12 protein-coding genes and 1 riboswitch are annotated in these 20,908 nt (G+C 66.1%); of the genes, 5 read left to right on the forward strand and 7 right to left on the reverse strand.

Annotated features, from left to right (window positions below):
• Window positions 1–28 precede the first annotated feature (28 nt).
• The 5 genes from EDF56_RS06120 to EDF56_RS06140 all read right to left on the reverse strand — a co-directional run bounded on the left by EDF56_RS06120 (window position 29) and on the right by EDF56_RS06140 (window position 8,448).
• A complete protein-coding gene (locus tag EDF56_RS06120) occupies window positions 29–1,420 on the reverse strand; it encodes a voltage-gated chloride channel family protein (protein WP_165912096.1) in 1,392 nt (463 codons plus the stop codon).
• Window positions 1,421–1,444: 24 nt separating this feature from the next.
• Window positions 1,445–1,521, reverse strand: a riboswitch (Fluoride riboswitch).
• Window positions 1,522–1,672: 151 nt separating this feature from the next.
• Entirely contained in the window at window positions 1,673–2,440 is a 768-nt protein-coding gene (locus EDF56_RS06125) for an SDR family NAD(P)-dependent oxidoreductase (protein WP_132385882.1), read from the reverse strand.
• 117 nt (window positions 2,441–2,557) lie between these two features.
• Complete coding sequence (locus EDF56_RS06130) at window positions 2,558–4,564, reverse strand: elongation factor G (protein WP_243652422.1); 2,007 nt, start codon at window positions 4,562–4,564, stop codon at window positions 2,558–2,560.
• Between the two features lie 234 nt (window positions 4,565–4,798).
• On the reverse strand, window positions 4,799–7,711 hold the full coding sequence (galA, locus tag EDF56_RS06135) for a beta-galactosidase GalA (RefSeq protein WP_132385884.1): 2,913 nt from the start codon (window positions 7,709–7,711) through the stop codon (window positions 4,799–4,801).
• Entirely contained in the window at window positions 7,708–8,448 is a 741-nt protein-coding gene (locus tag EDF56_RS06140; protein ID WP_132385885.1) for a GntR family transcriptional regulator, read from the reverse strand. The genes galA and EDF56_RS06140 overlap by 4 nt, the downstream gene beginning before the upstream one ends.
• 185 nt (window positions 8,449–8,633) lie before the next feature.
• On the opposite strand from EDF56_RS06140, the gene EDF56_RS06145 reads away from it, so the two are divergent.
• The 5 genes from EDF56_RS06145 (at window position 8,634) to EDF56_RS06165 (ending at window position 19,693) form a co-directional block, all read left to right on the forward strand.
• A complete protein-coding gene (locus EDF56_RS06145; protein WP_132386309.1) occupies window positions 8,634–11,033 on the forward strand; it encodes a family 20 glycosylhydrolase in 2,400 nt (799 codons plus the stop codon).
• Window positions 11,034–11,095: 62 nt separating this feature from the next.
• Window positions 11,096–13,642 carry a glycoside hydrolase family 2 protein gene (locus EDF56_RS06150; protein ID WP_243652484.1) on the forward strand — a complete coding sequence of 849 codons (2,547 nt, stop codon included), beginning with the start codon at window positions 11,096–11,098 and terminating at the stop codon, window positions 13,640–13,642.
• Window positions 13,642–16,251 carry a glycoside hydrolase family 3 C-terminal domain-containing protein gene (locus tag EDF56_RS06155; RefSeq protein ID WP_243652423.1) on the forward strand — a complete coding sequence of 870 codons (2,610 nt, stop codon included), beginning with the start codon at window positions 13,642–13,644 and terminating at the stop codon, window positions 16,249–16,251. The genes EDF56_RS06150 and EDF56_RS06155 overlap by 1 nt, the downstream gene beginning before the upstream one ends.
• 23 nt (window positions 16,252–16,274) lie before the next feature.
• The gene (locus EDF56_RS06160) at window positions 16,275–17,720 is read left to right on the forward strand and encodes a glycoside hydrolase family 125 protein (protein WP_165912144.1); all 1,446 of its coding nucleotides are present in this window, start codon (window positions 16,275–16,277) and stop codon (window positions 17,718–17,720) included.
• A gap of 41 nt (window positions 17,721–17,761) precedes the next feature.
• A complete protein-coding gene (locus EDF56_RS06165; RefSeq protein WP_132385886.1) occupies window positions 17,762–19,693 on the forward strand; it encodes an alpha-L-fucosidase in 1,932 nt (643 codons plus the stop codon).
• 2 nt (window positions 19,694–19,695) lie between these two features.
• Here the strand turns inward: EDF56_RS06165 and EDF56_RS06170 are convergent, their stop codons facing one another.
• On the reverse strand, window positions 19,696–20,220 hold the full coding sequence (locus EDF56_RS06170; RefSeq protein ID WP_132385887.1) for a GNAT family N-acetyltransferase: 525 nt from the start codon (window positions 20,218–20,220) through the stop codon (window positions 19,696–19,698).
• 13 nt (window positions 20,221–20,233) lie between these two features.
• Complete coding sequence (locus EDF56_RS06175) at window positions 20,234–20,791, reverse strand: XRE family transcriptional regulator (protein WP_132386313.1); 558 nt, start codon at window positions 20,789–20,791, stop codon at window positions 20,234–20,236.
• Window positions 20,792–20,908: the final 117 nt, after the last annotated feature.

Genomic DNA, 20,908 nt, shown 5'->3' on the forward strand with positions numbered 1-20,908 from the left:
GCCCGGCACGCCTTGTGTTTTGGGGCCATCAACGTTGCTCGTTGGTGATGCCGGTGGAAGAATGCGGGCGGGGCATGCTGCGCGTCGCACGCGCGTCACGCAGCGTGGCCGCCCCGAGATGCGCGCGTGAGGCCCGCTTCGGCACGGCGATGCGCTGCGACAGGTAGATGCCGTTATGGCCTGAACAGATGTAGGCGACGAAGCAGGCCACCGCGATGGGAACCGCGTGGGTCGCGCCGAACAATTCAACGCCCATGATCGTGCAGGCGAGCGGCGTGTTGGCAGCGCCAGCGAACACCGCAACAAAGCCGAGCCCCGCAAACAGATCGAGCGGAGCCCCCAGCAGCCAACCCATCGCATTGCCCAGCGCCGCGCCGATGAAGAACAGCGGCGTCACTTCGCCGCCCTTGAAGCCTGAGCTGAGCGTTACGACCGTGAACAGCAACTTGAGCGCCCAACTCCACCGATCGACCGGGCCGGTGAAGAACCCCGCGATGGTGGGGTCGCCCGGGATGGCGGACCAGACGCCAAGGCCAAGATAGGCGCGCGTGCCCACGATATAGACCAGCGCGATCACCATGACGCCGCCCAGCGCAGCGCGCGTCGGGCCATAGGGGACGCGGCGCTTGAGGAAGCCGCCGAGCGCGTGATTGGCCTCCGCGAAGGCCAGTCCGGCCAGCCCGAAGGCGACGCCGGCTATCGCCACTTTGGCAAGCAGCATCGGCTCGACAAGAAGGGCGCCGGCATCCGATGCCACATAGGCGATGTGGTAGGGCGTGTGGTGGATGCCCCAGGCATGGCACGTCCAGTCGCCCACCAGCGCCGCAAGAAGGGCGGGCATGATGCCGGCATATTCGATCCGCCCCAGCGCCAACACTTCCAGCGCGAAGACGGCGCCTGCCAGCGGAGTGCCGAACACAGCGCCAAAGCCCGCCGCAATACCTGCCATCAGCAGGATGCGGATGCCGGGAGGATCGAGCTTGAACAGGCTGGCAACTGCACTGGCAAGACTGCCGCCAAGCTGCACTGCGGTCCCTTCACGACCGGCCGAGCCTCCGAAAAAATGCGTCGCGATGGTGCCTGCAAAGACAAGCGGCGCCATGCGCAGTGGCACGCCGCCACCCGGTTCGTGGATCTGTTCGACAATGAGGTTGTTGCCGGCTTCCACCGACCGCCCGGTGCGGTGGTAGAGCCAGGCGATGGCCGCGCCGCCCACGGGAAGGAAGTACAGCAGCCAGGGAAAGTCGAACCGCAGCCGGGTAGCGGCGTCAAGGCTCCACAGGAATGCTGCGCACAGCGTCCCGACCAGTGCGGCCATCGGGACCAGGATCAGTGTCCAGCGCACCACCGACATGGCATGATCACGACGATCGCCAAAGAACGCCGCCACATTGAACAGGTTATGAAAAGTCGCGCGCACAATTCCTCCTTTGCTGCCTTGCGGCGCCAAGTAGGAATCATCGGCCCTTGCAAGGGCGGTTCGGCCGGACGGCCCGGCGGAAATCCATCGCCTTGGACCGCCATATGTCGGCTCCGGCCCGCAACGTCAATCGGTTTGGAGGCAAGTTTTCGGATGCCCTTGTTCCCGTGAGGGCGCCATTGCCGACGTCCGGCCGGAATGTCGGCGGAAAGGCTTGGACGTAATTCCCGGTCAGTACGATCCGATCATGCTCTAGAATGCTGCGCCCCCGTTGACCCCCAGAAGCTGGCCAGTGATGTAGGAAGCCTCGTCCGATGCGAAGAACGCGCAGGCCGCGGCGACTTCTTCGGGGCGGCCAAAACGCGGGATAGGGTAGCTTTTCAAAATCTCTTCAAAGGGTATCGGCAGGTCGCTCGCGGCAATCGCGCGGCGCGCCATCGGGGTGTCGATGAAGCTGGGGGCAATTGCGTTCACCGTGATCCCCTGCGCGCCCAGTTCGATCGCAAGGGTGCGCGTCAGCGATGTCACACCACCTTTGGATGCGCTGTAATGGGCCATCTTGAAGGCGCCGATTTGCGCTGCCAGAGAGGAGATGTTGACGATGCGCCCCCAGGCGGCGCCCCGCATATCCGCGAGAACCGCCTGAACCGCGATGTAAGGACCCTTGAGGTTCACTTCCATCACGCGTTCCCAACTTGCCTCCTCGATGTCTTCGAACAGTTGAAAACCTTCGATAGCGGCATTGTTGACCAGTACCGTCACCGGGCCGAGTTCCGCATGAACCCGGTTCACGGCCTCTTCGATCGAAACACGGTCCGCGACATTGCCATGAACGGGGATCGCGTTGCCGCCCGCATGCTTGATGTCTTCGGCGACCCGACGTGCCGCATCGACGTCGATATCCAGCACCGCCACGGCTGTCACATCCCGCGCAAGCCGGTGGCAGATCGCTTCGCCGATACCCGAACCCCCGCCAGTGACCAGCGCGAACCGATCGCTTCTCTTGTCAGTAGTCTGCATCCCGCTGCGCCTCTCCAGTCGCTTCCATCCGGAACGAATCCAGACGCTACCGTGTGGAAGGCCTGCAACGCTCTTACGGCGATCTTCCCAAATTCTGCGACCTGCGGAAACAGGGAGTTATGCCGCTGCCACGTCTTTTCGGGCCAATACGACCTCGCTCGCCTGCTTTCCGGTCAGCTCGGCGAGATGATCGAAGCTGACGGTGAACTGGGCGAGCCCTTGGCTCAGCGAGCACAAGTCCCCGTCGAGCCCCTGCAAGTTTGCTTCGGGCAAAAGCGCTTCCACGCGCTCCCAGCGCTCCCAATCCGGATGCGGCAACAAGCCGAGGATTTGTCCTCGTCGGCTCGAAAGTACCGAGACGGCTTTCGAGCCGGTACCCGTCGGCATATCGACCACCAGCCGGCAGATGGGCTCAAGCAGATAAGGCGCGGCGGCTGCCAGGGCCTCACTGGCAGCCATGCGGCCGGCGATGCGAAAGGCAAGCTCCGAAGAATCCACCGAATGATGGGAGCCGTCGGTCAGCGTAACCGCAACATCCTCAACCGGAAAGCCCAATGGCCCGGCCTCCAGCGCGTCGCGCACGCCCATTTCCACCGCAGGAATCCACTGCTTCGGGATGGCGCCGCCGACAGTGCGGTCCGAAAAACGAAAGCCTTCACCGCGTTCAAGCGGAGCGATTTCGAGGACGACATCGCCGTACTGGCCGTGCCCGCCCGACTGCTTCTTGTGCCGTCCGCGCTGCGTCGCGCTCTTCCGGATGGATTCCCGATAGGCGACGCTTGGCGGCCGGCTATCCACCACGACGCCATAGCGACGCCGGAGCCGGGCAAGAACAACCTCGAGATGATCGTCGTTCACGCCCCTGAGCAGGGTCTCGCGAGTAGCCTCGTCATGTCCCCACTCCAGCATCGGATCTTCGTCACACAGCTTGTGAAGAGCGGCAGAAAGCTTGACGTCGTCCTTGCGATCACGCGCCGCGATGGCCAGTTTCGCATTGCGCGGCGGATAGTCCGGCACGGCCACGTCGCTCGGCGCACCTCCTTTGCGGGCCAGCACCATGCCCACGGAAGCATCGTCCAATTTGGATATGGCGATCACCTCGCCTGTGCCGACACTCGCCTGTTTAACGGTCTTTTCGCCTTGCACGGCAAACAGGGAACCGCAGCGGGCGGTTTTGTCTCCGACGACAAGTTCCTCACCCTCCTGGAGCAGGCCGCCATAGACCCGCGCATACGTGAGCCGTCCGACAGCGCTTCCTTGCGCCACCTTGAATACATGAATGCCATCGGTCGTGCCGACGCGCGTCGCGGCTTCCATCGGCCCGGGAGCTTCATGGCGCAGCAGCTTCAGCAAACGGTGGATACCCCCTCCGGTGAGCGCCGAAGTCAGCACCACGGGAATCACTCGATTGTGCGCGGTATCCTCGGCAAGGTCGGCCATCACCTTCATGGCGTCGGGGATGTCATCCATCAGCAGGGTTTCGAGCAGCTCGTCGTCAAAATCCGCCAATGTTTCGAGCAATTTGCCGCGGTCGGCCCGCTCCAGATCGGCGATATCCGCTGGCATCTCGATCTTCTGGGATTCGCTTCCCGAACGGTATCGGTAGGCCCGCTCCATCGCGAGATCGACATAGCCGACCACCTGCTCGCCTTCGCGAATGGGAATTTGGCGGAGCGCCAGCGGCTCGCGGCTGAGCGGCTGCAACTTGTCTATCAAGTCATGGACAGATCCGGCGCGTGCGGTGTCGACGCGGTTGACGACGATGGCGTGGGGAATGTCCAGCGCGTCCAGTCGCCGCAACAGAGGTTCGACCAGACCTGCGCGTTCAGGCACCGGATCGACCACCACCAGAACAAGGTCTGCCGATTGCAGGGCCGCAAAACCATCGGCGATAAAGCCCGCCGCGCCCGGCAGATCAAGGAGTGTGAACCGATCTCCCAGCCAGTCGAAATGCGAAAGATTGATTTCGGTCGAACCGCCGCGCGAACGCGCTTCGGAACTCGCATCGCCGACCGTGGAGCCGGCCTCTATTGAACCGGCTCTGTTGATCGCGGAACTCGCGAAAAGCAGCGCTTCCGCCAGACTCGTCTTACCCGCTCCTGCCGGTCCGACCAGAGCGATCATGCGAGCCCCCGAGGCGCCGAAGGCGGAACGGGGGCTGGGGGCTAAATTGGCGCTGGGAGCTGTGCCCATCGGTCCGCCTCCTCTCATGCGAAGGCGCGCCGGGCGCTGTAGGCAGAGCTTCGCCGCAGGCGGCGTCCTCTTGTCTTGCGTCTGACGCGCAAGGGTGTGGGCACCCAAGCTGAGCCGTTCTTGTCACAGGCGCAAGCACATTTTGGGCCTTTTCGCGCAGGGCGCTCAGCCCGAGACGTAGACCCTTCCGGTGATCCCGCTTGGCGCGCTGTCCTTCGCCTCGATCAGCACGGCCAGCGTGCGCGGTCCCGTGCCCGGCGGGATCGTGGCGGTCAGTGAAGCCGCCGCAGTGTCCGCCTTGCGCGCGACCAGCTTGCCGTCCAGCCAGACTTCGGCGGCGCCGGTGATCTGCGCGAAGTGGAGCGTGCCGCCTTGCGCCGCGATCTTCTTCCACGGCGTGAAGCGGGTGCGATAGCTGCGCCAGCCGCTGTTGCCGGCAGCCGCGGCGACGCCAGAGCGCACGAAGTCCCACGAGTTGTTGTCCCCGTCCACCGGCGCGAGTGCCGGATCGGGCTGCTGCGCGAACAGGGCCGAGCGGCGCCAGTCGGTGATCGGCATTTCGGCAGGCACCGGCGGCACTTGTGCACGCGGTTCGCGCGGTGCGCGGGCGAGTGAGAGGCGGGCAGGCCGCAGGCCGCCGGTAGTGGCCGTCAGCGTCAACCGGCTGCCGCTGTCGTCGCCCTCGACGATGACTTGCGCAAGGCCGTTGAACAGCGCGCGCTTGTTGCCCTTTTCGCTGTCGTGGTCGTTGGGATTGCCGTTGCCGAGGCCGATGATCCGGCCCCCGGTGATCGCGAATTCCACCGGCAGATTGGCGGTGGGAACGTGGCGACCGCGCGAATCCACGCAGTCCACGGTGATCGCCTGCACGTCCTCGCCGTCGCTGGCGATGGCTTGCCGGGCAGGCGTCAGGCGCAGCGCGACGGGCGCGCCTGCGGTTTCATGAACCGCGCTGGCGACGACCTTGCCGCCGCGCAGTGCCAGCGCCTCGATCCGACCGGGGCGATAGGGCACCTTGAACGAATGGCCCATGATCCGGTCGGCGGCGGGCACGCGCTCGATGACTTCGCCGTTCAGGCGCAGTTCGATGGCTTCGGCATTGGTTATGGCGAAGACTTCCAGCGTCTGGCACTCGCGTCCCGGCCATGTCCAGTGCGGGGCCAGCCAGATCATCGGCGCGTCGTCGCGCCAGTGGGCGGAATGGATGCCGAAAGCGGTCTTGGGGAAGCCGCAGAGGTCCATGATGCCGAAGAAGCTGCTGGTGGAGGGCCATGCGTAAGGCGTCGGCTCGCCGTGATAGTCGAAACCGGTCCAGACGAAGCCGCCCGCCACGAAAGGACGCTCGGCGATCATCTTCCAGCTGTCGCGGTGGGTCGCGCCCCAGGAGGCCGATTCCTTGTCGAGCGAGGTGATGACCTGCTGCGCCTGAATGGACTCGAACGCGCCGCGCGTTTCGTAGGCGCTGGTGTCCTCCGAACTGGTGATCGGCTTGTCCGGGTGCAGGGCGTGGAACTTGTCGTAATCGCCCTGATAGTAGTTGAAGCCCATCACATCGACGACGGTGGAGACGTTCTCCGGGTTGTAGAACGAACCGTTCATCGCCGCCGTCACCGGGCGCTGCGTGTCCAGCGCTCGCACCGCCTTGCGCATGCGGCGGACCATCTCGACACCGGCATGGGTGCCCTGCATCGGTTCCTCGTTGAACACCGACCACAGCACGATGGAGGGATGGTTGCGATCGCGCCGCACCATCCATTCGAGCTGCGCCAAATAATCCGGCGCCGGGTTGAACAGGCGGTTTTCGCCCATGACCAGGAAGCCCAGCCGGTCGCACCAGTCCAAGACTTCCTTGGCGGGGGCATTGTGCGACATGCGGATGGCGTTGCAGCCCATCGCCTTCAGCCGCTGGAGCCGCCAGAGCGCCAGCGCATCGGGGATCGCGGTGCCGACGCCACTGTGGTCCTGATGGATGCAGACGCCCTTGAGCTTGGTCTCCACGCCGTTGAGGATCATGCCGCGCGCGGGATCGAAGACGACCGTGCGGAAGCCGATGAACTGGCGCCGGGTGTCGACGACCTTGCCCTCGCGCAGCAGGTCCACCTCGACGCAGTAGAGCACCGGCGCATCGGGCGACCAGAGCTTGACCGGCCCGGGGATGAGCGCGGTGGTCACTTGCGCCTGTTCCAGCGGGCCAACAGTGGCCGCGCCGCCGGAGCGGTGGATCTCCCGGCCTTCGGGATCGAGCAGACGGGCCGAAATCTCGGCCTGCCCCGCTTCCTCGCCGACATTGGTGAGCCGCACTTCGACCGGAACCTGCCATGTCCCGTCCGGCTGGCGCACGGGATCGCAGTGCACGCCGTCGGTCTCGATCGACAGGGCGGGGCGGCTGACCAGCCAGACGTGGCGGTAGAGCCCGGCGCCTTCGTACCACCAGCCTTCGCGCGCCTGCGCATCGACGCGCACGGCGATCCAGTTCAGCTCGTCTCCGAAGCGGGCAAAGGGGGTGAGATCGACAATGACGCTGCTATAGCCGGACCACGAATGGGCCACTTCGCTGCCGTTGATCCAGATCGTGGCATGGGTGGCGATGCCGTCGAAATGGAGTTCGAGGCGGCGGCCCTTCTGGCTCTCGTCCAGGCGCAGCAGGCGGCGATACCAGCCGATCCCGCGCGGACGGTAGCCCTGCGAGACATTGGCCGTCTCGCTCACGTCCTGCGCGATGGCCCAGTCATGCGGGAGATCGACGGTCGGCCAGTCGGAATCGTCGAAGGCGAGGGCGGCGGAGCCGCGCGCATTGCCGGCCTTGACCGAGAGGTAGGTGGCGTTGTGGTCGGCAGGCTCGGGCACCGAGACCTCGCCCTCGTGAAACCGCCAGCCGCGTTCGAGCAGCGTGCGCGAGGGGTCGGTTTCGGGAAGGCGGGGCGAGGGCCCAGCAAGCGGCGCGGGCATCGGCAGACCGTCGGGCATGCCGGGGCCGAACGGGGTTTCAGCAGCGAAACTGGAAGGAGCGAAAGCAGGCAACAGGGTAGCGACGGCGCCGGTAGAGGCGCCGCGCAGCAGCAATTCACGACGCTTCATGATCCTTCGATAAGCTCCGCAACAAAGTCATAGGAATCGCCGCGATAGTACGAGCGGGTGAATTCCACGGGGCGGCCGTCCCGCAGGAAGCCGTGGCGCTCGATCAGCAGACCGGCGTGGCCGGGATCGACACCCAGCATCCGCGCGTGCTCGGTGCCGAAGGGCACCGCGCGCAGGCGCTGGAGTGCGCGGACCGGCCGGTTTCCGCTCTTTTCCAGCGCGGTGTAAAGCGAATCCCCGACGGCATCGATGCTGGGCAGGCAGTATCCGGCAATCGTCGAGATTTCGAGCGCGAGCGGTTCGTCGTCGGCATAGCGGATGCGGGTGAAGCGGAGCACGGTGCTGCCGGGCGCGAGGCCCAGCGCCATGGCTTCGTCCGAATTGACCGCCCCCGTCGTGCGCGAGATCCAGGCGCTGGAGGCGCGCCTGCCGCGTGCTTCCATATCCTCGCTGAACGAGGTCAGCTTGGAGAAGCTCTTTTCCACGCGCGAGGCGACGAACGTGCCAGCCCCGCGTCGGCGCGTCAGCTTGCCTTCCTCGACAAGGCCAGCGATGGCCTTGCGCACGGTGATGCGCGAGACATCGTATTCGATGGCGAGATTGCGTTCGGGCGGAATCGCCTCGTTCTGATCGAGCACGCCTTCGGAAATCGCGTCGCGGATCAGCTGTTGAAGCTGGATATACAGCGGCGCCGCGTTACCTTCGCGCAGACGACCAATCCGGTCAGAAAACGACATTCGATCCCCCCTTGTCCCATTCTTTGCGAATGGCTTTACATTGGTCATGTCGTGCTGACAATCGCATCAAATTGTCTCGGTCCAAGCCCATTTTGCAGCAATCGGATAAGACCTATTGCTCTAAAGGATATATTTTGGTTACGTTGATGGCTCTGGTCGCAAAAAACAAGGGGGCAGGTATGAGGATGACGGCAAAAAGGTCTCGGCAGGTCCGGGGCAGCGGAGCGGCACTGGCTGCGATTCTTGCGGGCCTGGCGTTTTCGGCCCCTGCTTACGCGCAATCCGCGTCCTCCCTCCCGCTCGCGCCGTGGCCTGCTTCGGTGGAGCAGGGCAGCGGCAAGCTCACCATCGGTTCGGGTGCCGCGATCGGCGTTCCCGCCGGCGATGCCGATGCCGCCGAAGCGGCGCGCCTGCTTGTCGAGCATGTGAAGGGTGCCAACGGCCTTGTGCTGTCGGTCGCGCCCGGCGCTGCCACCGCACCGATCCGCTTCGAGCGCGATCCCGCGATTTCCGGCGCGGAAGCTTACCGGCTGACCGTCACGCCCGGCGGCGCGGTGATCTCGGCCTCGGGCAAGTCCGGCCTCGTCTACGGCGCGATGACGCTGATGCAGCTGCTGACCGCCGATGCCAAAGCCGCGGCGGGCAAGGGCGTTTCCGTTCCCGTGCTGACCATCCAGGATTCACCGCGCTTTGGCTGGCGCGGGGTGATGATCGACCCGGCGCGCCATTTCCAGCCGATGGAATCCATCTACGCCATCGTCGACCGCATGGTGGAAGTGAAGCTCAACACCCTGCATTTCCACCTGACCGACGATCAGGGCTGGCGCTTCGAGGTCAAGCGCTACCCCGAACTCACCCGCATCGGCGGATGGCGCACGGGGCCCGATACCGGCCACGGACCCGGCCCGAAAACCGGTGGTTTCTACACGCAGGAGCAGCTCAAGGCGCTCGTCGCCTATGCCGCCGCGCGCGGCATTACCGTGGTGCCGGAGATCGACCTGCCCGGCCACGCGCAGGCGCTGGTCGCGTCCTATCCCGAACTGGGCATGCTGGGGGACCGGCCTGCGGTGGGCAACAGCTGGGGCATCTTCCCCTGGCTGTTCAATCCCAACGAAGGCGGCATGACGTTCGTGCGCAACGTGCTGGATGAGCTGATGGAGGTCTTCCCCTCGCAGTTCATCCATCTCGGCGGCGACGAGGCGGTGAAGGACCAGTGGGAGCGTTCGCCCGAAGTCCAGTCGCAGATGCGCAAGCTGGGCATCAAGAGCGAGAACGCGATGCAGAGCTGGATGATCGACCAGTTCGGCGAATACCTCGCGAAACACGGCCGCCGCCTGATCGGCTGGGACGAGATCCTCGAAGGCGGCCTCCCGGCCTCCGCCTCGGTGATGAGCTGGCGCGGTGAGCAGGGCGCGGTGGATGCGGTCAACGCCGGGCACGACGTGGTGCTCTCGCCCGCGCCGAACCTCTATCTCGACAATCTGGAATCGACCCTGCCGGACGAAGCGCCGGGGCGCATCTCGATCCAGACGATGGAAGCGGTCTATCGCTACGATCCGATGCCCAAGGGGATCGATGCCTCCAAGGCGCAGCACGTGATGGGCCTGCAGGGCAATGCCTGGAGCGAGTACATCGTCACGCCCTGGCAATTGCAGCACAAGCTGTTCCCGCGTCTGGGCGCGATTGCCGAAGTGGCCTGGTCTCCGCCGGTGGCAAGCAAGGACTATCCGGGCTTCCTCGCGCGCCTGACGCCGCAGATCCGCCGCTGGAAGCAGGGCGGCTTCCAGGTGTCCGACAGTGCTTTCGGCGTGGCCTTCACGCCGACGCAGACGCGCGGCGCGGCGCTCGATGCCAAGAGCATCGGCGTGACCATGGCGATGCAGGCGCCTTACGGCACCATCCACTACACGCTGGATGGCAAGGCGCCGGGCGCGAAGTCCCCCGCCTATGCAAAGGCCCTTTCGGTGAAGCCGGGCACGGTCGTCACTGCTGCCAGCTTCGCGCCGGATGGCACCGCGCTTTCGGCACCGCGCCGCTTCGACACCGCGCGCGAGGCGCTGCTGACTTCCACCAGTTCCACGCTTACCGCCTGTCCGCGCGGTTCGCAGGGGCTGCGCGTGCCGCTCAATGCGGATGCGACGGACAATGCGCCCGCCTACAACGTCAATATCTTCGATACCTGTCAGGCCGACGACCACGCGCCGCTGGCCCATGCGAAGTCGATCACCGTTTCGGTCGCGCGCTTGCCGCGCAATTACGGGCTCGCGCATGATGAAGCAGCGCTGGTCAGGCATTACGCGGTGACGACGCACGGCGAACTGGTGATCAGCGCGGGATGCCGCGCGGCGGACAAGAGTGCCGATCCCAAGCAGAAGCAGCACGATCCCATGCCGGGCTCGACTGTGCTGGCCTCGTTCCCGCTGCCCGATCCGAAGACCGCGCCTCAGCAGTTCACCTTCACGGCGAATCTGCCGGACCGGCCCGAACTCAGCGACGAGACGGACGTGTGCTTCCAGTTCACCGCGGCGCTGTCCGATCCCGTCTATGCAGTTGAAAAAGTGGTTTACGGGGAGAAGGCGCAGTGAAGTTGGCGGGCAAGTTCGCAGGCGGGGCACTGGCCATCTGGCTTGCGAGCGTTTCGGGCGCGGTGCTGGCGGCTCCGCCCGCGCAGACCGCGCTGGACGATGGCTGGCAGGTCCGCATCGCACCGGGCGACGCGGCGGCCGTGAAGGCCCATCCCAAGGCCGCGCGCTGGTTCCGCGCGCAAGTGCCGGGCAGCGTGCAGCAGGACCTGATCGCCACGCGCCAGGTGCCCGATCCGTTCCTTGGCACCAATGAAGCCGCGATCCAGTGGGCGGGCCTGACCGACTGGGAACTGCGCCGCACGCTGGACGTGAGTGCACAGGACATGGTGCGAGACAATCTCGATCTCGTGTTCGACGGGCTGGATACGTTCGCCACCGTCTTCATCAACGGCAAGCAAGTGCTCAAGGCGGACAACGGACACCGCCAGTGGCGCGTGGCGGCCAAGCCGTTCCTGAAGCAGGGGCGCAACGAGATCGTCGTGCGCTTCGCCTCGCCGATCCGCACCTTGCAGCCGATGGTGCTGGCGGAGGCGCACCCGCTGCCCGGGGAATACGATTCCGCCTTCGGGGACGAGCCCAAGGGCAAGCAGACCTCCGCCTATATCCGCAAGCCCAAGTATCACTATGGCTGGGACTGGGGCCCGCGCATCGTCAATCAGGGCATTTCCGGCCCCGTCCGCCTTGAGGCATGGGACGAGGCGCGGCTCGGCGCGTTCGAGGTCGTGCAGGAATCGCTCGGCAAGGACGAGGCCCGACTGGTGGCGAAGTTCCGCGTCGTGGCGGACAAGCCCGGCAAGGCGCGCTTCTCCGCGCGTGTGACCGGGCCGGACGGGCAGGTTCTGGCCCCCGTCGAGCGTGAGGCCGCGTTCGATGCGGGCGAGAGCGTGGTGACGGTGCCGCTGACCATCGCCGCGCCCAAGCGCTGGTGGCCGGTGGGCTATGGCGATCAGCCTCTTTATAACGTGTCCGGAGAGATCGTTTCGGGCGCGGGCGCCGGAGCGAAGGCCGCGCGCAGCGTGGGCCTACGCGACATCCAGCTGGTGCGCGGGAACGGCGCTTTCGGCTTCCGCGTCAACGGCGTGACCGTGTTCGCCAAGGGCGCGAACCTCATCCCGTTCGACATGTTCCCCTCGCGCGTGACTGACGCGAAGATGCAGTCGATCCTGGACGATGCCCGCGCAGTGAACATGAACATGATCCGCGTCTGGGGCGGCGGCTACTACCTGCCGGACAGCTTCTACGACGCGGCGGACCGCATGGGCCTGATGGTCTGGCAGGACTTCATGTTCGGCGGCGCGGTGCCTCCCGCAGACGCGGCCTACCGCGAGAACGTGCGGATCGAGGCCGACCAGCAGGTCGAGCGATTGGGTTCGCATCCCTCCATCGTGGTCTGGGCGGGCGGCAATGAAGTGCTGTCCGGCTGGGAGACCTGGAGCGACCGAAAGGCGTGGAAGAAGGCCGTCGGCCCCGACGAACACGAGCGCATGGCCACATCGATGACCGTGCTGTTCGACCGCGTGCTGCGCGGGGCCGTGACCGATCATGCGCCGACGACGCCTTACTGGCCCGGCTCGCCCTCGACCGATTATGAAGGTCCGGTCGACACCGATGCCGCCGGGGATCGCCATTTCTGGGATGTCTGGTCGGGCTCGAAGCCGGTGGAGAATTACACGCTCTCCTGCCCGCGCTTCATGTCGGAATATGGCTTCCAGTCCATGCCGGTCATGGCGACGATCCGCGATTTCGCAGGCGATGCGGCGCAGGCGCCCGACAGCCCGGTGATGAAGGCGCACCAGAAGTTCCTGGCGGGCGAGGGCAATGAGCGCCTGAAGTTCTACCTCGACGCAAGGCTGCGTCCGGCCAAGGATCTTGCGGACTTCGTCTACCTGACGCAGGTCAATCAGGCGCAGGCGATCGATCTGGCCGCGCGCCATCACCGCGCCTGCGCGCCGGTGACGCTGGGCTCGCTCTACTGGCAGATCAACGATGTCTGGCCCTCGATCTCGTGGGCGAGCGTGGATTATAACGGGCGCTGGAAGCTGCTGCACTATGCCGCGCGGCGGTTCTTTGCGCCGCAGGCGGTGATTGCCGAGCATCATGACGCGGCCACCAAGGTCAGCTTCGCGTCCGATGCCACCAGCCCGATCGCGGCGGAATGGCGTCTGACTGGCTATGCCATGGATGGCAGCAAGCTGGGTGAAGCGGGCGGGGCGGTGACACTCGCGCCCACGACGGCGACGCCCGTTCCCGATGTGGCCGATGCGCAAGTCTTCGCAAGCGCGCCGGCCGAAGCGAGCTACGGCGTGGCGGAACTGGCGATCGGCGGCAAGACCGTCTCGCGCCAGATCGTCGAGCGGGCCTTGCCCAAGGCCATGGCCTATCCCGCGCCCGGCCTTTCGGTAACGTGGGAGGGCAAGGTGGTGACGATTACCGCCAAGTCGCTGGCCCGCGCGGTCATGCTCGATTTCGGCGCGGTCGGCGCGCAGGCTTCGGACAACGGGTTCGACCTGCTGCCGGGCGAAAGCCGCCGGATCGAGATCACGTCGAAGGCGGACGAGGCCGCGCTGCGCAAGGCGCTGGTGCTGCGTACTTTGGCGGGAGAAGGGTGATGAAGGCCCTCTTCCCGATCACGCTCGCTCCCATCACCATCGCAATGGTTCTGGCGGCTCCCTCGGTTGCCGCGCAGGACTTGTCGGGTGAGGCCGATCCCGCCGTGCTCGCTGCCATCGCCAAGGCCGATCTGGCCGAGAAGGCGGATCAACTCCAGAGCACCGCGCCTGCCGCCAAGGCCATGGGCCTGCCTGCCTATGACTGGTGGAACGAGGGGCTTCACGGCCTTGCCCGCAACGGCGTTGCCACCGTGTTCCCGCAGGCTGTCGGCTTGGCGGCCACGTTCGATCCCGCACTGATGGAGCAGGTTGGCACGGTCGTTTCGACCGAAGCGCGTGCCAAGTTCAACGCCGGGCCGGTGAACGCCGACCGGCGCATCTACGAAGGGCTGACGATCTGGTCGCCCAACATCAACATCTTCCGCGACCCGCGCTGGGGCCGGGGGCAGGAGACCTACGGCGAGGACCCGTTCCTCACCGGCTCGTTGGCAGTGGGCTTCATCAAGGGTCTTCAGGGCCCCGATCCGCTCCACCCGCGCGTGATCGCCACGCCGAAGCACTTCGCGGTCCACTCGGGCCCCGAGGCCGGGCGCGACAGCTTTGACGTAGACGTCAGCCCGCAGGACCGCGAGGCGACGTATACGCCCGCGTTCCGCATGGCAGTGACACAGGGCAAGCCGCTCTCGCTGATGTGCGCTTACAACTCCACGCACGGCACGCCGGTCTGCGCGGACGAGGCGCTGTTGACCACGCGGCTGCGGCAGGACTGGGGCTTCAAGGGCTTCGTCGTGTCGGACTGCGACGCGGTGGCGAACATCTGGATGTTCCACAATTACCGCTACGACGCGGCCGAGGCTTCCGCTGCGGCGGTGAAGGCCGGGACGGACCTCGATTGCGGCACGACATATGCGGCGCTGACGCAGGCCGTGGCGCGCGGCCTGCTGAGCGAGGCGGACGTGGACCGTGCGCTCGCGCGTTCGCTGGAGGCGCGTTACAAGCTGGGCATCGCCTTCGGCGCGAGCAATCCGTGGGGCAAGATCAAGCCTTCCGAGGTCAACACGCCCGCGCACCGCGCACTGGCGCTGGAAGCTGCGCGCAAGGCCATCGTCCTGCTCCAGAACGAGAACGGCAGGCTGCCGCTGAAGGCGGGCACTCGCCTTGCCGTGATCGGCACCAATGCCGACGATCTTGCGGTGATAGAGGCCAATTACCACGGCACCGCCGCCGACCCGGTGACGCCGCTGGAAGGCATCCGCCGCCAGTTCGGCGCGGCGAACGTCGCTTATGCGCAAGGCTCCGTCCTTGCCGAGGGCGCGCCGGTCGTCGTGCCGGAAACGGCGCTTGTCGCGGACGGCAAGCCGGGGCTCAGGGCCGAATACTTCGACCTTTCGGGCAAGCAGGCATTCGTGCGGCAGGACCGGCGGGTGGACTTCAACCTCACCCGCATGGCTCCCAAGGGGCTGGACGCAGCGGGCTTCAAGGCGCGCTGGAGCGGATCGCTGGTCCCGCCGGGGCCGGGAACCTACCGCCTCGCGCTCGATATTCCGGCTTGCTGGAAGGACTGCAAGCGGCACGATGAGGTACGCCTGAGTGTCGGGGGCAAGCAGCTTCACGCCGGGATGCTCGGCAAGCAGCGGGTCGAATTCGAACTCGCCCTTGACGGGACGCCGCAGCCGATCAGCCTCGAACTCGACCATTACGGCGAGGACGAGGGCCTGCGCCTGATGTGGCTGCCGCCCGCAGCCGCGCAGCGCGCAGAGGCGCTGAAGGCGGCAGGGCAGGCCGATGCCGTGGTCGCCGTGCTGGGCCTCTCGCCCGATCTGGAGGGCGAGGCGCTTCAGGTTCAGGTGCCGGGCTTCGTCGGCGGCGACCGCAGCGACATTGCCTTGCCCGAACCGCAAGCCGAACTGCTGGCGGCGCTCAAGGCCACCGGCAAGCCGGTGATCGTGGTGCTGACGAGCGGCAGCGCCGTCTCGATTGATAACACCATGGCCGATGCGGTGATGGAGGCCTGGTATCCGGGCGAGGAAGGCGGCACTGCCATTGCCGAGACTCTGGCCGGACGCAACAACCCCTCGGGCCGCCTGCCGGTGACGTTCTATCGTTCGACCACCGATCTGCCCGCCTTCGTCGACTATTCGATGAAGGAGCGCACGTACCGCTACTTCACCGGCACGCCGTTGTGGGGCTTTGGCCATGGCCTGAGCTACACGACTTACGGCTACGAGGGCGCCAAGGTCTCCGCGCCGGGCATCGGCCAGCCGGTCACGGTTACCGCCACGCTGCGCAACCTCGGCGCGATGGCGGGCGAGGAAGTGGTGCAGGCCTATGTCGTGCCGCCGGTGATCGAGCACCATCCGGTCATGACGCAGGGCGTGTTGCAGCGCCAGCTTGCCGCCTTCACGCGGGTCTCGCTGGCACCGGGCAAGTCGCGGGAGGTCACGCTGACGATCGATCCGCGCAGCATCTCCGTGGTGGACCGCAAGGGCACGCGAAAGGTCGTTCCGGGCGACTACAAGGTGTGGATCGGCGGCGGCCAGCCGGGCGACGGCGCGGGCGCATGGGCGCAGTTCACCCTGACCGGGCAGGAACTGGAACTCCCGAAGTGACGAGCGAAACTATGAAGACGATCATGAACCTCGACCGGCGCGGTGCGCTTGCCGGGGTTGCTGCGGGCGCCGCCAGCCTCGCCCTTCCGGGTGCGGCCCGGGCGGCGACGATCCCCATGCCCGCAGGCGGAGGCCGCCCGCCGGTGTCAGAGCGCCGCTATGTCAGCCGCGCGGTGGAGGCGGAGATCGACCGCGTATCGCGCAAGATCGCCGATCCCAAGCTGCGCGCGATGTTCGTGGGCTGCTATCCCAACACGCTCGACACCACCGTCTACATGGACACAGTGGACGGCCGCCCGGATGCTTTCGTCATCACTGGCGACATCCCCTGCCTCTGGCTGCGCGACAGCACGGCGCAAGTGCTGCCTTACCTCCATCTGGTGAACAAGGACCCGGCGCTGACCGCGCTGTTCCGGGGCCTGATCGCCCGCCAGTCGCGCTCGATCCTCATCGATCCTTACGCCAATGCTTTCATGCGCGATCCTTCGCAGAAGACGAACCTCTCGTGGGCGCTGAAGGACGATACCGAGATGAAGCCCGGCGTCGCCGAGCGCAAATGGGAGATCGACTCGCTTTGCTATGCAATGCGGCTCGGCTTCCGGTACTGGCGCCAGACGCGCGACAAGGTCCCCTTCGACGAGACTTGGGCCGATGCCTCGCGGGCCTGCGTGCGCACCTTGCGCGAACAGCAGCGCAAGGGATCGCCCGGCCCCTATCGCTTCCGCCGCACCAGCAATCGGCCGAGCGAGACACTGCAACTGGACGGCTGGGGCGCGCCGAGCCGCGCGGTGGGGCTGATCCACTGCGGCTTCCGCCCCTCGGACGATTCCTGCGCTTATCCGTTCCTGATCCCTGCGAACCTTTTCGCGGTGACGGCCCTGCGCGAGATGGCCAGCGTGGCCGAGCAGGCGCGCGGCGATACCGCGCTCGCCGCCGACGCCCGTTCGCTGGCGGACGAGGTGGATGCAGCGTTGCGCCAATGGGGCACGATGCTGCTGCCCGATGGCCGCCGCGTCTGGGCCTACGAAGTGGATGGCTTCGGCAACGCGATGTTCATGGACGATGCCAATGTCCCCTCGCTGCTGGGTCTGGCCTTCCTCGAATGCGTGCCCGCGACTGATCCGCTCTGGCGGACGACGGCCGATGCCTGCTGGTCCGATGCGAACCCCTATTTCTTCCGGGGATCGAAGATCGAGGGCATCGGCGGGCCGCATGTCGGGCTTGGGCAAGTCTGGCCGATGAGCCTGATCGTGCGCGCGCTGTCCAGCAGCGATCCTCAAGTGATCCGCGCGATGCTGCGCATGCTGCGCGACACCGATGCGGGCACCGGCTTCATCCACGAGGCGGTGGACAGCAACGACCCTGCCAAATTCACGCGCGACTGGTTCGCCTGGGCCAATGGCCTCTTCGGCGAACTGCTGGTCAAGCTGGCCGATACCCAGCCGCAACTGCTCTCTGCCCCGCTCTGACCAGAGCGTTCCGGCACACCTGCTCCCCACAAGGACTGACGATGGACTTTTCCCGCCGCCGCTTTCTGGCCACTTCCGCCGTCGCGACTGCCGCGCTCGGCGCCGATGCCGCGCAGGCCGCGCGCCCGAAGCTGGGTGAGGTCGGGGCGCCCGCACCCTCCGGCGCCGTTCCGAGTGAGCGGCAATGGAAGTGGCACGGGCACGAGATGTACGCCTTCATCCACTTCGCGATGAACACGTTCACCGACAAGGAATGGGGCTACGGAGACGAGGACCCGAAGTGGTTCAACCCCACCGATTTCAACGCCGACCAGATCGTGGCGGCAGCGAAAGCGGCGGGCATGCGCGGCGTGATCCTGACCGCCAAGCACCATGACGGCTTCTGCCTGTGGCAGACCCAGACCACCGAGCACTCGATCCGCAACAGCCCCTACAAGCAGGGCAAGGGTGATATCGTCGCGGAAATGTCCGAGGCGAGCCGCAAAGCGGGCATGCTGTTCGGCCTCTACCTTTCGCCGTGGGATCGCAACCACGCGGAATATGGCCGCCCCGCCTATATCGACTATTACCGCACCCAGCTTACCGAGCTTTGCACCCGCTACGGCAAGCTGTTCGAAGTCTGGTTCGATGGCGCCAACGGCGGTGACGGCTACTACGGCGGCGCGCGCGAGGCCCGCAAGATCGACGCGCCGAAGTATTACAACTGGCCCTCGATCGTGAAGCTGGTCCACGAACTCCAGCCTGATGCCTGCACATTCGATCCGCTGGGCGCCGATGTCCGCTGGGTGGGCAACGAGGACGGCGTGGCGGGCGATCCCTGCTGGCCGACGATGCCCAACCGCCTCTACGAACAGGCCGTGGGCAATTCCGGCCTGCGCGGCGGCGAGCTTTGGTGGCCCGCCGAAACCGATGTCTCGATCCGGCCCGGCTGGTTCTATCACGCGGACGAGGACTCCAAGGTCAAGACCCCGGCGCGCCTGATCCGGCTCTACGACGAGTCGGTGGGGCGCGGCACCAATCTCAACCTGAACCTGCCGCCGGACCGGCGCGGCCGGATCGCCGATCAGGACGTGAAGATCCTCACCTCGTTCGGCGATGCGATCCGGGCCACGTTCGCTCGCGATCTGGCGCAGGGCAGTGTCGCCCATGCCAGCGCCACGCGCGGAAGCCGGTTCGCGGCAGCGAACGTGCTGGACGGACAGCGCGAGACTTATTGGTCCACGCCGGATGCCGTGCTCACACCGACGCTGACGCTCGACCTCGCGCCGGGTACGCGCTTCGACGTGGTGCGTCTGCGCGAATTCCTGCCGCTCGGCGTGCGCGTGACGCGCTTCGCTGTCGAGGCGGAGATCGACGGCCAGTGGCAGCGCATTGCCGAAAAGGAATGCATCGGTGCCCAACGCATCCTGCGCCTGCCGCAGCCGATCGCGCCGCGCCGCGTGCGGCTGGTCGTGCTGGAAGGCAGCGCGGCTCCGGCGATCTCGGAATTCGGGCTCTTCGCCAGCGTCGCGCCGGTGGACGTGCCGGTCATCGTTTCAACCGATCCCAGCGTGCTCGACACCACGAAGTGGTCGGTCGTCTCGGCCAGCGCCCCGCACGCCGAAGTGCTGCTGGACAATGATGCGGGCACGATCTGGAAGCAGCCCGCGCCGCAGCCGGGCCAGCCTGCCAACGTGACCGTGGACCTTGGCGCGCCGACCCGCCTTGGCGGCTTCACGCTCACGCCCTCGCGGCAGGTCATGGCGGATTCCGCGCCGCCGAAAGGCTACCTTGCCGAGACCAGCCTTGACGGCAAGACCTGGACGCGCGCCGCCGCGGGCGAGTTCGGCAATATTGCCTATGCGCTCTCGACTCAGCGGATCGCGTTCCCGGCCATGGTGGAGACCCGTTATCTGCGGCTCACATTCGCGGAAACAGCGCTTCCGGCAGGCAAGCTTGCCATCGCGGGCATCGGCGGTTTCATCGCCCGGTAAGGCTAGATCTGCCGGTACATGTAGGTGGTGGCATGCCGGGCCTTCCCGTCGGGGTCCCAGGCGAAGTCAGGAATGATTCCGGCGACCTTGAAGCCGGCCGAGGCATAGAGCGGCTCGGCAATGTCTCCCGTTCTCGTGTCCAGCGTGACGAGGGTCTTGCCGAGCTTCCGCGCGCTGTCGAGCGCCCGGTTCATGAGAGCCCGCCCGATGCCAAGCCGGCGGACTCCTGGATGGACGATCATCTTTGCAATCTCGCAGCGATGCAACTGGTTCGGGGGCATCGCCGTGATGAGCTGGACGGTTCCGACGATCTCGTTGCCGCGCTCTGCTCCGAACAATAGCCGTCGCCCGGCCGCGACCTCGGGCAGAACATCGCCCATCCAAAAGCCCTCGGCATCGTCCCGGGACAGCGGCGCCATGAAGCTGATGGACGCGCCATCGCCGACGCTGTCGGCAAGGATCCGGGACAGCGAGGTAACGCATTTCTCAAGCGCCTGAGCGTCAAGCGCGACAACCTTCGTTTCCATTTCGAGCCGTTCCTCAGGCCAGAGCGATGATGTAGCGGGCCGGTTGATCGCCGGTCTCGAAGCAGGACGCACCCTGCAGGCGGTACCTCAGGCAGTCGCCCGGACGCAGTTCGTACCGCACCCCATCGACAGTGAGAGTGAGCGCCCCGGTCAGGAGGAGCAGGTGATGTTCGTGCCCCGGAAATGCCGGTTGATCGTAAGCAATGTGCTGGCCGGGCGCGATCTCGCACTCGATCAATTCCAGCTTCAACCGGCCGCTCGGAGGCGAGACGGCGCGGCGGGTGAACCCGCTATCCCGGTCTGACCAGATACTCTGCTCCGCATGACGGACCAGTGGCGGAAAATCGCGTTCGAGCGGGGCAAAAAGCTGAGAGAGTGGAAGCGCGAAGGCGGTGGCCAGCCGGCCGAGGGTTTCGGCCGTGGGGCTGACTTCTGCGTTCTCGATCCGCGACAGCGTGGCGCGGCTGACCCCGCTCTTCGCGGCGAGATCCTGCAGGCTGAGGCCATGATCGGTCCGAAGCAGCCGGATGTGATCGGCCAAGGCGCGATAAGGATGAATGGCATGTTCCATATACGAGATATATTCCCGAATATGAAATGATTCGCAATTGGACAATCCAAGATTTCGCGCAGTCGTGGATGCAGATTGTGGGCCTCGAAACGAGCGGGTTTCGGGAAGGCAGCGCCA

The sequence above is a fragment of the Novosphingobium sp. PhB165 genome, from assembly GCF_004341845.1.
Taxonomy (GTDB): Bacteria; Pseudomonadota; Alphaproteobacteria; order Sphingomonadales; family Sphingomonadaceae; genus Novosphingobium.